General features: G+C 63.7%; 11 protein-coding genes and 1 tRNA gene. 3 read left to right on the top strand and 9 right to left on the bottom strand.

Annotated elements, in window-relative coordinates:
• Positions 1 to 169 precede the first annotated feature (169 nt).
• The 7 genes from ACTHJ1_RS07825 to ACTHJ1_RS07795 form a co-directional block, all read right to left on the bottom strand.
• The gene (locus ACTHJ1_RS07825) at positions 170 to 2,335 is read right to left on the bottom strand and encodes a YecA family protein (RefSeq protein ID WP_440190202.1); all 2,166 of its coding nucleotides are present in this window, start codon (positions 2,333 to 2,335) and stop codon (positions 170 to 172) included.
• Between the two features lie 285 nt (positions 2,336 to 2,620).
• The gene (locus tag ACTHJ1_RS07820) at positions 2,621 to 3,073 is read right to left on the bottom strand and encodes a YaiI/YqxD family protein (RefSeq protein WP_440190199.1); all 453 of its coding nucleotides are present in this window, start codon (positions 3,071 to 3,073) and stop codon (positions 2,621 to 2,623) included.
• A 59-nt stretch (positions 3,074 to 3,132) separates the two neighbouring features.
• Positions 3,133 to 4,290: an iron-containing alcohol dehydrogenase gene (locus ACTHJ1_RS07815; protein ID WP_440190196.1), complete on the bottom strand. Its 1,158-nt coding sequence runs from the start codon at positions 4,288 to 4,290 to the stop codon at positions 3,133 to 3,135.
• A 66-nt stretch (positions 4,291 to 4,356) separates the two neighbouring features.
• Entirely contained in the window at positions 4,357 to 4,860 is a 504-nt protein-coding gene (locus ACTHJ1_RS07810; RefSeq protein WP_440190193.1) for a diacylglycerol kinase, read from the bottom strand.
• Entirely contained in the window at positions 4,773 to 5,807 is a 1,035-nt protein-coding gene (locus ACTHJ1_RS07805) for a glycosyltransferase family 4 protein (RefSeq protein WP_440190190.1), read from the bottom strand. Before ACTHJ1_RS07805 ends, ACTHJ1_RS07810 begins: the two co-directional genes overlap by 88 nt.
• A 38-nt stretch (positions 5,808 to 5,845) precedes the next feature.
• A complete protein-coding gene (locus ACTHJ1_RS07800) occupies positions 5,846 to 6,655 on the bottom strand; it encodes a UDP-2,3-diacylglucosamine diphosphatase (protein ID WP_440190187.1) in 810 nt (269 codons plus the stop codon).
• Positions 6,656 to 6,812: 157 nt separating this feature from the next.
• Positions 6,813 to 7,262 (bottom strand): multidrug/biocide efflux PACE transporter, encoded by a 450-nt coding sequence (locus ACTHJ1_RS07795; RefSeq protein WP_440190184.1) that lies wholly within the window; start codon positions 7,260 to 7,262, stop codon positions 6,813 to 6,815.
• Between the two features lie 103 nt (positions 7,263 to 7,365).
• On the opposite strand from ACTHJ1_RS07795, the gene ACTHJ1_RS07790 reads away from it, so the two are divergent.
• On the top strand, positions 7,366 to 8,235 hold the full coding sequence (locus tag ACTHJ1_RS07790) for a LysR family transcriptional regulator (protein ID WP_440190286.1): 870 nt from the start codon (positions 7,366 to 7,368) through the stop codon (positions 8,233 to 8,235).
• A gap of 23 nt (positions 8,236 to 8,258) precedes the next feature.
• On the opposite strand, the gene ACTHJ1_RS07785 is transcribed toward ACTHJ1_RS07790, so the two are convergent.
• Positions 8,259 to 9,734 (bottom strand): hypothetical protein, encoded by a 1,476-nt coding sequence (locus tag ACTHJ1_RS07785; RefSeq protein WP_440190181.1) that lies wholly within the window; start codon positions 9,732 to 9,734, stop codon positions 8,259 to 8,261.
• Between the two features lie 28 nt (positions 9,735 to 9,762).
• Positions 9,763 to 11,298 (bottom strand): methyl-accepting chemotaxis protein, encoded by a 1,536-nt coding sequence (locus tag ACTHJ1_RS07780; protein WP_440190178.1) that lies wholly within the window; start codon positions 11,296 to 11,298, stop codon positions 9,763 to 9,765.
• A gap of 244 nt (positions 11,299 to 11,542) precedes the next feature.
• Here ACTHJ1_RS07780 and ACTHJ1_RS07775 point away from each other — a divergent pair.
• Positions 11,543 to 11,617: transfer RNA gene (locus tag ACTHJ1_RS07775), tRNA-Gly, on the top strand.
• Positions 11,618 to 11,756: 139 nt separating this feature from the next.
• A complete protein-coding gene (locus ACTHJ1_RS07770; protein WP_440190175.1) occupies positions 11,757 to 13,196 on the top strand; it encodes a GGDEF domain-containing protein in 1,440 nt (479 codons plus the stop codon).
• Positions 13,197 to 13,253 lie beyond the last annotated feature (57 nt).

Raw genomic sequence — 13,253 nt, 5'->3', positions numbered from 1 at the left:
TACCCGCGTCGACGAACATCTAGCTGGCCTTATCGGTCGGAGTGCGGCCAGAAGCGGTCATTTGTCTAGGCCGCCGATCGGACCTCTTGCGACCGCTTCGCCTCCGTGAGCGGCCGCTCACGACGTACCTCGTATTATCGGCAGAAGCGGTCACTTTGTCCCCAGTCGCTCAAGCACGCCCATACTGCAGGCAGCACTTCTTGTACTTCTTCCCGCTGCCGCAGGCGCATGGCGAATTTCGGCCCACCTTGAGCTTGCGCGTGTCGCGGGCAAACGCATGCAAAGCGTTGCGCCAATCTCGGCCGTCGCCCATCTGCGCGGTGAGCTTGTCCAGGTCGTCAGAATGTTCCCAAGGCGAATCTTTAGCTATCGCTGCATGAATCTGACCGTCTGGCCCAATTGATACGCCGAACCAGCGCATCGCCCGCAACGAATACTTGCGGGCCTCGCAGTGAGCTTGCAAGTGCGCCATCGCATCGTCGTCGTGCACGGTGTTGAAGTGCAGAGTTACCCCTGCTTGCCCCTCTCCAAAGTGAAAGGTGACGTCATGTCGTCGCCCGTCTGAACGCCCCTTCCTCACCAGCGCCTCGTACGCCTGGTTAAATCCTCTCACGGCCTCCTCGCCTAGGGAGAGCAGCAGCAGACAGAACTCAATTGCCTCGGGTATTGCTTGCCCTTCGAGTTGGGCAACTACCGACTCGAAAGGAGTTCCCTTGAACTTCGTCAGGATTCCAGGTGGGTCGCGGTCGCCAGTATGCCCTTCGCGCCGGACCAGCAGAGCCGCATCCATGTCCATGGTGAACGAGTCGTCCAGCATTACCATGTTCACATCGCGTTGAGGGCCCATGTTCGTTCGCAAGTGGATAGCAAGCGATGTGAGTTCATGGTTCACCAGAATCTTCTCTCCTGCGGCCACACGCATCCGCAAGTAGTGCAAGAATCGAAGTGGGCTGAAGAGGAACTCGGTGAGCACATCCAGCAGGAAGACATCCATCACCAGTGGCGCCATGATGACGTCAGTGCTTTGTGGCTTCAAATACTGCCGAGCCTGATGGGCAAGAGCCGGGTAATGCTCGGCGACCAGGCTCAACGTGAAGACCTCCTTGATGGACGCCGGGACGGCAATCTCTTTGCCCTGTGCATCCTCAAGGCGGCATCCTCCCGCCACCAAGAAGTTGGCGCATTCCCAGCTCTGGTCACACGCATCCTGGATGGCAGCCGCGAAGTCCTTCTGAAGCTGGCCATCATTCCCCTTGCGAGCCTCCAGAGTCAGCTTCTTCGCTTTGGCTTGAACCACAACGATGCGGTCGCCAAACGTGACCAATACATCTGCCTCGCCCACGACCTGTTTTCCCTTGAGGAAATTTACGTTCGTGTGGACGTTCCTCCTTCCGAAGACCAGTGCCAAGCGCCGCGCCGCGAAGTCCTCAGTGAACGCTCCACGGTGCGCATTCGCCGTCGGCCTATAGCTCTCGTCGGCAAACATCCAGTAGAACGGCGATTCATACAATGCCTCGTACAGCAAGGGAGAGTCGAAAAGCAAGACGCTTTCGTCGCCGGTAGAAATTAGCGGGGTCGCCGCAATTTCGTTGAAATCCCCCACGATCTTGAAGCCTGCGTTCCGACCGGGCAGTGTGAATGCCCGGAAAAAAGCTCGGACGACGTCTAGCGCCACGCCACTGCGATGCGCAACGTACTCTGCGCGAAACTCGAACATGGAGAGCCAGGTTTCAGGCTGTTTTCCCGATTCCACCGCCGTGTTGTAGAGGTCAGCGCCTCGCGCGCTGGTCTCATCGCACATGCAGCGCGCGATTTTCCGCGCCTGATTGGAAGTGAATCCCTTGTTTGCCACCAGCCACGCATCGTCGTGCCCGTACTTCTCCGGCACTAAATCGCGGTACTGGAAGTGATGCGCGCCTTCAGTACCGTAAAAGATGGCCTCCCGCAGGGACGCCCCTTCAGCAAGGTCTTCAACCGTCCCATTTGCGAACGCCTTGGAAAACGCTGCCGCTGCTGGTGCCAACATGGCCTCGTGGAATTCATTCAACAGCGAATCGGTGCGGGACACATAGCTCGCTAATTCGGCTGCCGAAGGAATCGTGAAGTCCAGCGGGCTTTGGCACATCAAGCCAAGTACGGTTGTCAGTTCGGTCCGCAGCAGATGCTCCGGTTGATGAAACTTCTGGAGATCCTCAGCTTTCAACTTGTTCTGATATACGACGAGATTGTCACGTACGCAGATGGCCGCGACTGCGTGCACGTAGCCCGGCGACGCGGTAAGTGCCCGCAAGTCGGCAATGACCTCTAGCTCACTTCGAGTTGCTTTAGGTTCCACGGTGCGAAGACTCCGAAAAGACTGCTCTATGGCAGGAACCAGGCCGTTTCAGGCGATTGTTCTTTGCTCCAGCGAGCAGTCAAACCATAGCCGAAGCCCAGCTAACGGTGTTGGATACGTGAGAGGTCCTGTTCCACCAAGCTCCCGCTGAATTCAATCGCTAGATGAAGCGGCGAACGACTGCTTCCCGCTGCACAAGGGACACTGAACAAAGATATCCGAGCGGCTGAAATGGGTCGAAAACCGCCAACCGCGAAAAATCGCATTTAAAAAAACACCTGCGTTTCACCCCCGACCCGCACCAACCATCAACCGGTCCAGCGCATTGCCAAACGCCCGGCGATCCGCCTGGCTGAAAACCGCGGGGCCGCCCGTATCGACGCCCACGCTGCGCAGCTCTTCCATCATGTCCCGCAACGACAGGCGCTCGCGTATCGTGTCGGCGGTATAGCGTTCGCCGCGCGGGCTGAGCACCCATGCGCCCCCCTCGATCACCTGCGCGGCCAGGGGAATGTCTCCCGTAATCACCAGGTCGCCGGCAACGACATGCTGGACGATATAGTCGTCCGCCACGTCGAATCCGCGCGGCACCTGAACGGCGCGAATCAAAGACGAGGGCGGCGTACGCAGCATCTGGTTGGCCACCAGCGTCAACGGCCGCTGCCATCGCTGCGCCGCACGGTACAAAATTTCCTTTATCACGACGGGGCAGGCGTCGGCATCAACCCAGATATGCATGGCGTCCGTTCTTCAATATGCCGACGTACCGCGCGAGCAGCAATGACTGCGGCACGGGCTCAATACGCCGCCTGGTAGATCGCAAACGCGTCGGCCCGCGTCACCTCGCGCGGGTTGTTCACGAGCAAGCGCGTCTGCAGCATCGCATCGTCCGCTAGCCGGTCCAGGTCGCCCGGGGTCACGCCTACTTCCGACAAGCGCGAGGCGATGCCGGTCTGCGGCGACAGTTCGGCACAATAGTCGATGAAGGCCGCACAGCGTTGCGCACTGCTGCCCGTGCTGTTCGGCACGACGATGGCCGCAAGCTCGGCGTACAGCTCACGTGCCGCGTCTGCGTTAAAGCGCAACACGTGCGGCAGCACCAGCGAGTTGGACAAACCGTGCGGCACGTGAAAATGCCCGCCCAGCGGGTAAGCCAGGGCATGCACCGCCGCCACCGGCGCATTGGCGAAGGCCTGGCCGGCCAGCATCGCGCCCAGCAGCATGGCCTCGCGCGCCTGGCGGTCGTGCGGATCGCGGCAGGCCCGCAGCAGATTCGCAGAAAGCAGTGCCAGCGCTTGCCGCGCGAGGTTATCCGACAGCGGGTTCTTCTTGTGCGCGCTGGTATAGGCCTCGATGGCATGCACCATGGCGTCGATGCCGGTGGCCGCCGTCACCGGCGCGGGCAGGTCCAGCGTGAGCTCGGCGTCCAGCACGGCCATGTCGGCGTACAGGTGCGGCGACACCACGCCCGCCTTGGTCGTGGCGCCGGTGGTCACGATGGATACGCAGGTCACCTCCGAGCCCGTGCCCGCCGTGGTGGGCACCTGCACCAGCGGCAGGCGCGGCCCGCGCACCTTGCCCACGCCGTACATGTCGCCCAGGGGCTGGTCGGACGCGGCCAGCACCGCGATGAGCTTGGCCACGTCCATGGACGAGCCGCCGCCCAGGCCCACCACCACCTCGATACGTGCCTGGCGCGCGCGCTGCGCCGCCTCCAGCACCACGTGGTCGGGCGGATCGGCGATCACGTCGTCGATGAGCGTGACCTGCCAGCCCTGGGCGGCGAGGCTGTCGAGCGCGGGCCGGATGAGGCCGGAGGTGTTGAGAAAACGATCGGTGACCACGCACACCCGCGCCAGCCCGGCATGGCGGGCGCGCAGCAGCTCGCCCAGGCGGCGTGCGGCGCCATAAGACAGGGTGATATGCGGAACGGTCTGGAATTCGAAATCGCGCACGGCTGCCCCCTTGTATCAAGAGGCTAAGAATACCGCGACTGCCTTGCCAGCCGCATTGCACGCGAATCAGAAGCCGAACCAACCCCTCAGATGCGGGCCCAGGACGAAGCCCCAGGCCAGCACGCAATTGACCAGCGCGACCGTGACGGCGGCGCTGCCCAGGTCTTTCGCGCGCTTGGACAGTTCATGCCGCTCGAGCGAGATGCGGTCGACCGCCGCCTCGATGCCGGAGTTGGCCAGCTCGACGATCAGCACCAGCAGCACGACGCCGACGAGCACCGCGTGCTCGACCGGGGCGACCGGAACGAACAAGCCGATCGGCACCAGGATGGCCGCGAGCGTGAGCTCCTGGCGAAACGCGCTTTCTTCGCGAATCGCGATCCGAAAGCCGCTCAGCGAGTACTTGAGCGCATGCCAGGCGCGCGTGATGCCGCGATTGCCCTTGTACGGGTTGGGCGGCAGCGAAGAGTGTTCGGCTTTTTTCAAACGACGGCTTTTTCGGTGTGCGCCTGCGCCGCTTTGGGCAGCGGCCGCAGATGCGAGGCGAACTGTTCGGAGGCCGCGCGCCACGAGAACCGCTCGGCCCAGGCGCGCGCAGCCCGACGCTCGATCTTGAGCGCATCGAGGCAGGCCTGGCGCAGATCTTCGTTCATCGCGCCGGCGTTGCCGCCGCTCAGCACATCCACGGGCCCGGTGACCGGATAGGCCGCCACCGGCGTGCCGCAGGCCAGCGCTTCGAGCAACACCAGGCCGAAGGTATCCGTCTTGCTGGGAAACACGAAGACATCGGCCGCGGCATAGACCTTGGCCAGCTCCGCCTGCGACAGCACGCCCAGATAATTGGCGTCGGGGTATTGGGCCTTGAGTTTCTCCAGCACGGGGCCCGTGCCTGCGATCCATTTCGAGCCCGGCAGATCCAGCGCCAGGAAGGCCTCAACGTTCTTCTCTACCGCTACGCGGCCCACATACAGGAAGATGGGCCGCGTGGTGTCGAGCACCTTGGACTCCATGGGATGGTAGATGTCCAGATCGACGCCGCGCGTCCACAGCACGACGTTGTCGAAGCCGAATTTCTCCAGGTCCTGCTTGACCACGGGCGTGGGGGCCATCACGGCTTGCGAGGCGCCGTGGAACCAGTGCAGAAAGCGGTAGGTCCAGGCAAGCGGAATGCCGAAGCGCGCCTGCACGTATTCGGGAAAGCGCGTGTGATAGGCCGTCGTGAAAGGCAGGCCGTGCTTGTGCGCGTAGCGGCGCGCGGCCAGTCCGAGCGGGCCTTCGGTAGCGATGTGCAGCGCATCGGGCATGAAGGCGTCGATGCGCTTGCTCAAGCGCCGGTACGGCAGGATGGACAAGCGGATTTCGGGATAGGTGGGGCACGGCAGCGTGCGGAACTCCAGCGGCGTGATGAGCTCGACCTCATGCCCGAGAGCGCGCAGCTCGCGCGAAGTGCTCTTGAGCGTACGCACCACGCCGTTGACCTGCGGCTCCCAGGCGTCGGTGACGATCATGATCTTCATCGGGGGTTCCTCGTGACGGCGCGCGGCCGGGTTCATGGCTAGGCCAGGGCTTCGGATTCGGGTTCGGGCACGGATGCCGCCTGCGTGGAGCGCATCGCGGTCCAGTAGACGATCTTGAGCTGGCCGTCGTAGGTTTCGACGAGCGCCGACAGGCTCTCCACCCAATCGCCGTCGTTGCAATAGAGCGTGCCGTCGATCTCGCGGATCTCCGCCTTGTGAATGTGGCCGCACACCACGCCGTCGCAGTCGCGGCGGCGCGCTTCCGCGATCATGGCGTGCTCGAACGACGAGATGAAATTGACCGCGTTCTTGACCTGGTGCTTGAGATACTGCGACAGCGACCAGTAGTCGAAGCCGAACTTGGCGCGAATGTGGTTGAACCAGCGATTGAGCGCGAGGATCATCGTGTAGGCCGTGTCGCCCAAGTACGCCAGCCACTTCGCGTGCTGGATCACGCCGTCGAACAGGTCGCCATGCACGATCCACAGGCGCTTGCCCGTGAGCGTCGTATGGAAGGTCTCTTCGCGCACGTGAATGTCGCCGAACGCGATGTCCTTGAATTGGCGCGCAGCTTCGTCGTGATTGCCCGGGACGTAGACGACGTTCGTGCCCTTGCGCGCCTTGCGCAGAATCTTTTGCACCACGTCGTTGTGCGACTGCGGCCAATACCAGCCCTTCTTGAGCTGCCAGCCGTCGATGATGTCTCCGACCAGATACAGGTGTTCGGATTCGTTGTGCCGCAGAAAATCGAGCAGATATTCCGCCTGACAGCCGGCCGACCCCAGATGAATGTCGGACAGCCAGATGGCGCGGTATCGGTGGCTCGGTTCGGACGCGTTATCGCTCATGCATGACTCGTGCCGTTTTTTGCTTACCCGGCATTGCGCCATGCGCGCATGACTGCGCAGTGACAGTCATGAAAAGTTTGTATGACAGGCGCAGGGTTCGCTCATGCGCAGGGCCTCGCGTGGCGAGGCCCTGTTGTTTTGTTGCAGCGAAATGCGGTCAGGCGCGCGGCCTTGCCGCCAGGCGCGGCGCTATCCAGCGCTCGCGCGCCACGTCGTAGATCCAGTTGTACGCCATCGTATAAGGCAGGATGAACAGCACCAGGCCTATTTCCACCATGAAGGCTTCGGTCAGCGACATGCGCAGCATGAGGGCCGTGAGCGGGATGCACACGAGCGCCAGCCCGCCTTCGAACCCGCTTGCATGCAGCGCGCGCACCCAGACCGTGCGCACGACGCGCGTCGCCGGCCACAGGCGGTCGAAGGCGGCGTTGTAGATCACGTTCCACAGCATCGCCGTGAGCGAAATGATCAGCGACAACAGACCCACCTGCGCCGTGGATCGATCCAGCAGCCAGGCCCCGAGCGGCGCGGAAAGCGCCAGCAGCAGCGCCTCGAAGCCCAAGGCGTGGAGAATGCGTTCGATCAGGGATTTGTTCTGCAATGGCATGATGCGCTCGGTCTGCGACGGTTATGTTGCGATGTCGATGCGCTGATTTTGATCGATTTTTTGCGTATATTGAAAATACTATCCATCGATTAAATTGATGATCATGCGCTACTCGCCGGAAGGACTGCAGGCCTTTGTCGAGGCGACCGCCCTGGGTTCGTTCTCGGCCGCCGCACGCAAGCTGGGCAAGCGGCAATCGACCATCAGCATGGCGATCGCAAACCTGGAGGCCGACCTGGGGCTGCAGCTCTTCGATCGCCAGGCGCGCCAGCCGGTGTTGACCGAAGCCGGCCGCAAAGTGCTGGGATACGTGCAGGAGATCCTCGCTGCCAGCGAGCGGCTCGATGCGCTGAGCATACGCCTGGCCGACAATATCGAGCCGCGGCTGACCGTCGTGCTGTCAGACGCGTATCAATTCAATCCCGACAACGCGATGCTGCGGGACTTCGAGCAGCGCTACCCTGACATCGAGCTCGAATGCATGGCCAGCGAAGCCGGCGACGTGTTGGACCTGCTGCAAAGCGGCCGGGCCCATCTGGGCATCCTGGTGTCGCAATCGGCTTACCCGCCCGACATCGGCGTGGCGCGTCTTCCCGAGCAGTCCGAGATGGGCCTGTACGTGGCCAGGAATCATCCGCTGGCGCGGCAAAAGACCGTCACGCGCGCGCAGCTGGCAGGCCATCGCCAGCTCTACCTCAACACCTACGAGGGCAGCGCCCGCGCGCCGCAAGGCCGGGTCTGGTCCGCGCCCGACTATCTGATGCTGCTGGAAATGACGGGATACGGCTTCGGCTGGGCCGAACTGCCCCGGGGCATGGTGGCGCAGTTCAGCCGTACCCATCTCGTCGAGCTCACGCTGCGCGGCTGGCCCAGGCCGATTTCGATGGATGCCGTGTGGTCCAGGCCCAAGCCGCCGGGGCCGGCAGGGCTGTGGCTGCTGGAACGATTGCAGCAGGGCGGCGCGGGGAAATAGGCGCCCGGGCCGAGCGCCGCGGCCTACTTTGCCAATACGATGCCGATCGCGCCGAACAGCAGCAGGATCAGGCAGCAGGCGGCATAGGGCAGCAGCGCGCGATAGACCGCGCGTTCCTGCCCGATGCCGCGAGCCAGACCCGCCGCCATCGACATTCTGACCGGCGAGAACAGGCTCATGGACGTGCCCGACACATGCTGCAGGGCCGCCACGGCGGGAATGCTCAGGCCTGCCTGCACCGCCAGCGCGATCTGCGATGGCATGAAAAGACTGTTCGGCGCATTGCCGCTATTGGCCAGAATGCCTAACACGCTCGCCAGGAACGGCGTCGCCAGCACGGCCTGCCGATGCAGCGCGTCGAACATGCCCTGGGCGCAGGCGCGCGAAATACCCGCGCCGGACAGGACCTCGGCCATCATGGCGAACAGGAAAACCGCCAGGACCGCAGGCCGGCCGATCTTGCACGCCGAGCGCACCTCCTGCACGAGCCTGCCCCCCTGACGGCGTGCCAGCGCAGTTGCGATGCCGCCGGCCACCAGCCAGCTTCCCGCGTGAAAAAACGGCGACCATGCGGGCAGGTCGTCAAAGGGCGCGATCTTCCAGAGGGCCTGCAGCGCGTGCTCGAGCGCGGGCAGCAGCCGCGTTGCGACCAATACGGCGATCAGCGCGACGTAGGGCCAGGCCCTGCGCGCCGTCGCCCAGGCGGTGCGCCGATCGGGCCGCGCATCCCTGAGATAGCGCAGCACGATGAGCGGGCCATAGGCCGCCAGCAGCGCCGATTCCGGGCCCAGCCAGGCCGTGGCGGGAGCCAGCAGGGCCAACCCCGCCGCGACCCACAACGCCTCGCGCAGACATTCTGCGGCCGAAACGCCCAGACCCGCGTCGCGCGCGGTCCGCCAGAACAGGGCCAGCCACACCGGCATCAGCAGGCCGACCGGCACCATGGCGTAAAGGCCCAGTTCGGCGCCCGGAATATGCGCAAGGGCAGCGGCGAGCATGGTGCCGCTGCCCATCGCGCCCCAGGGGATCATGGTTTGACTGAGCAGCGCAAAGATCATGAGCGGGCGCGGCGCGATGTCCAACCGGCGAATCAGCGTCACTGTGCCCAGCATGCCCACGCCGAATCCCGTGGCGGATTCGGCGAACGGGCCGATGAGAAAGCAGGCGAAGAACAGTAGCCGGCGGCGCGCGACGGGCGATGCGCCGGGCGCCTGCAGGCCCGGGGCGTTAGCGTCCGCGGGAGAGGCCGCGCCGTGCGCCGCGATCTGCCAGAACAGCAGACCGCCCAAAATGTAAGGCGCGATCGTCGCGCCGATCCACAGGCCGCGCGCCAGCGCCCGGGTCAGCTGCGCCGCGCCGAAGGCTGCGGGCCCGGTCAGCACGGCCACGGGCACGGCGATCGACAAGCCCAGGACGGCCGCCCTGATCGTATCGAGGCGCCCGCTGCCGATGGCGGCAATGACGGCGAGCGCGGGCAGCGACCACAGCAGATAGATCATGCGTTAACGATAACGCGGGCTACCGCCGTCACGGCAATTTGAACGTGCCGATCGCCTGGTTCAGTTTCAGCGCCTGCTCTTTGAGGCTTTCGGCCGCGGCTGCGCTTTGCTCGACCAGCGCAGCGTTCTGCTGCGTCATCTGGTCCATATGCGAGATGGCCGTGCCGATCTCGGAAATGCTGCTGGACTGGTACTCGGCCGACGCCGAGATTTCGGCGATCGAGCCTGTCACGCGCTGCACGGCGCCGACGATGTCCTGCATGGTCTGCCCGGCCTGCTGCACCAAAACCGAACCTTGATCGACGCGGGTCGTGGAATCGGAAATCAAGGCCTTGATCTCGCGCGCGGCCTGCGCGCTGCGCTGGGCCAGCGTACGCACTTCGCCGGCGACCACCGCAAAGCCCTTGCCCTGCTCGCCCGCGCGCGCCGCCTCCACCGCCGCGTTCAGCGCCAGAATATTGGTCTGGAAAGCGATGCCGTCGATGGTGCCGATGATGTCGACGATCTTGCTGGAACTGGCGCTGATCTCGCTCATCATGTCGACGACCTGCGAGACCACCGCGCCGCCGCGATTGGCGACGTCCGACGCGTTCTCGGCGAACTGATTGGCCTGACGCGCGGCTTCGGAGCTCTGGCGCACCACGTCCGAGAGTTGCATCATGGATGCCGAGGTCTGCTCGAGGGCGGCGGCGGCCTGCTCGGTGCGGTTCGAAAGGTCGGCATTGCCATTGGCGACCTCGGCCGCCGCGGTCTCGATCTCTTCGGAGCCCTGGCGCACGCGGCGGATGATGTCGCGCAGGCCGCTCTGCATGACCCGCATCGATGCCAGCAGACTGTCGGATCGCCCGTCGGCGCGCAGCTCCCGGCTCAGGTCGCCGGAGGCGATCACATTGACGACCTCGGCCGCGTCCTGCGGCTCGCCGCCGAGCTGGCGCAGGATGGAGCGTGTCAGCCACAGGCCCAGACCGCCGAGCACGATGAACAGCCCGCCGCCGATCAGCAAAAAGCGCCAGGCATAGGACCAGTACGCGGTGTCGATGTCGTCGATGAACACGCCGTTGCCGACCACCCAGTTCCAGGGCTTGAACAGCACGGCGCACAGCAGTTTGGGCACGGGCTTGCGGGCCGGGTCGTCAGGGCGCGCGACGGCGGCAACCATATAGGCCGTGCCGTCCCTGGGCAGGTCCTGCGCGTAGATGTCCGATGTCATGCGCCCGTCGGGCAGCCTGGATCCTTTGTCCATGGTGCCGACCCGCTTGGCATCGGCATGCACCAGCATCAGACCCGCCATGGTGCGCACAAAAATGTAGTCGTCTTTGTGGCGCAAGCCCGCGAGCGCCTCCACGGCCTGCTTCTGCGCCTGCTCGCGCGTGAGCTTGCCGCTTTGCTCGAGCGCGTAATAGCGCTGCATGATGCCTTCGGCCAGCAGCGCTGCCTTGAGAATCTCACCTCGCCGGGATTCGAGCAGGTTTTGCCGCAAGGCCTGCAGCGCAAAGCCGCTGATCAGCACGATGCCGATCAGGGCCACGGCCACGATGGAAAGAATCCGGGTACGCATTTTCATGCCATGTCTCCGCGTGCAAGGCACCGACGGGCGATCGCGCAATCTTGCGGCCGCCACTAAGTTTTCGGCAATGGTAGACCGCAAAGCCGCACGGCCTAGGTAAGAAAAGCGATCTTGATTGGACGCAATTTGCGATTTCCCCGTGCGTGCGTGCCACGGCCGGCGCAAACCTGACATGGTGTTGAACGATTGCCGGCGTATTTGCTGAACACGCCGTGAAGACCTAGAATGCGGCCTCTCCTGTGCGGGCGTCGTATAACGGCTATTACCTTGGCTTCCCAAGCCAAAGACGAGGGTTCGACTCCCTTCGCCCGCTCCAGGCATTCCCGGGCGCCGCCGCGCGCCAACTCACGACGGCATCCCGTCGAACGCCCCCGTCAGATCAACACCCATGGCCGCTCGCCACGTCGGCCATACTATGATTGCGGCATCGTCGAGGCTGAGGATCACCTGAAAGCATGGATACGACAAATTCCGATACTGCCGTTTCCTATCGTGCATTCTCAGTAGCGATGCTTCTGCGCCACGGCACGCCCCGCGACCGATGGGGCGCATTGCTCGTATGGCTTGCACTGGGAGTCATCTGCATTTTCAGCGGGATGCTCACGACCAGCCAGGGGTGGTATGGCATGCCCATGACCTTCGGCGGCGTTCATTTCTACCTGACGCTGTATGCGCCGCAGATCATCTGCACGCTGCTGGTGCTGGGCGTGGGATGGGTATGGGGAGCCATACCCGCCTACGCATCGACGCTCTCGCTGGCGCTTTATGCCGGGATGCCCTGGCAGTGGGCAGCCGTGTTCGCGTGCGCCGACCCCCTGGGTTTCGCCGTCATGGCCCTGGGCTACCGGGCCATTCCGACGCGGCGCAATCTGTCGAGCTGGTTCTCGTGGCTTTTTTACATACAGCTGAGCTTTGCCGCCTCGGTCTGCAGTTCGACCGGCGCCCTCATCTGGGGCTACACCAATCACATCGACCACAGCAGCATTCTGGCGATCTGGTACGGCTGGTGGTTCGGCATTTTTCTGCAGAGCGTTTTTATCGGCGGCCCGCTGGTGGCCCTGCTGTGGCCGAGAATGCTGGCATGGCAGCAACGCTACTCGAAGCCCATCCTGAACGCCCAAAAAGACGTCAGGCGGCGCATCGTCTATATGCTGTCTGCGGTAACGGTCGGCGTGCTGCTTTACGGCTTTCAAACCATGCAGCTCAGCGTTCATGAATCGGAACTGGCGTCGCCGGACGATCTGGCCGCGCTGCAACACGCGCTCAGCCTGATACAGCAGACTTTGTGGGCGTTTTTCTGGGTTTTCGCGATCATCATCGTATTCATCTCGATGATGGGCTATCAGCTTTACCGGTACTACAAAGAAACGAATGATCGTTTATTGCAGGAATCACGGACGCTCGCCCGCACGGATGTGCTGACCGGTCTGCTGAACCGCCGCGCGATGGACGAACAGCTGCAGACGGCTTTCGACCGGCATCACGGCACGAGCCGCCCGGCGTCGCTGCTGCTGCTCGATATCGACCATTTCAAGCGCATCAACGACCAGCACGGACATCCTGCGGGCGACGCCGTCATCTGCCATATCGCGGCGCTGATACGCCAGATCGTGAGAGAACGCGACACGGCCACCCGCTATGGCGGCGAGGAATTTCTGATTCTGCTGCCGGAAACCGCAATCGGCGACTCGGTGATTCTGGCAGAGCGATTGCGCAGCCTCGTGGCGCAGACGCCGGCCGCATACGAAGCGCAGTCCATCGGCTGCCAGGTAAGCATCGGCATCGCCGAACTGCAGGCCGGCGACACCAGCTACAGCGATTGGCTGCGCCGGGCGGACCGGGCGCTATACCAGGCCAAACAGACGGGGCGCGACCGGATCGTCATCGGGCACTGAATCGGCCGTGCCGCGCAAAGGCTCCTGACTCTGCGGCTATCGAGCCCGCGACCAGGC

It is taken from the genome of Bordetella sp. (assembly GCF_051960075.1).
Taxonomy (GTDB): domain Bacteria; phylum Pseudomonadota; class Gammaproteobacteria; order Burkholderiales; family Burkholderiaceae_B; genus Bordetella.
This window is presented reverse-complemented; position numbering and strand designations above follow the sequence as displayed.

What these genes read in the sequence shown, in the direction of transcription:
- ACTHJ1_RS07820 (WP_440190199.1), bottom strand. Translation starts at nt 3,073, where the DNA reads ATGCATATCTGGGTTGATGCCGACGCCTGCCCCGTCGTGATAAAGGAA.
- ACTHJ1_RS07805 (WP_440190190.1), bottom strand. Translation starts at nt 5,807, where the DNA reads ATGAAGATCATGATCGTCACCGACGCCTGGGAGCCGCAGGTCAACGGC.
- ACTHJ1_RS07800 (WP_440190187.1), bottom strand. Translation starts at nt 6,655, where the DNA reads ATGAGCGATAACGCGTCCGAACCGAGCCACCGATACCGCGCCATCTGG.
- ACTHJ1_RS07795 (WP_440190184.1), bottom strand. Translation starts at nt 7,262, where the DNA reads ATGCCATTGCAGAACAAATCCCTGATCGAACGCATTCTCCACGCCTTG.
- ACTHJ1_RS07790 (WP_440190286.1), top strand. Translation starts at nt 7,366, where the DNA reads ATGCGCTACTCGCCGGAAGGACTGCAGGCCTTTGTCGAGGCGACCGCC.
- ACTHJ1_RS07785 (WP_440190181.1), bottom strand. Translation starts at nt 9,734, where the DNA reads ATGATCTATCTGCTGTGGTCGCTGCCCGCGCTCGCCGTCATTGCCGCC.
- ACTHJ1_RS07780 (WP_440190178.1), bottom strand. Translation starts at nt 11,298, where the DNA reads ATGAAAATGCGTACCCGGATTCTTTCCATCGTGGCCGTGGCCCTGATC.
- ACTHJ1_RS07770 (WP_440190175.1), top strand. Translation starts at nt 11,757, where the DNA reads ATGGATACGACAAATTCCGATACTGCCGTTTCCTATCGTGCATTCTCA.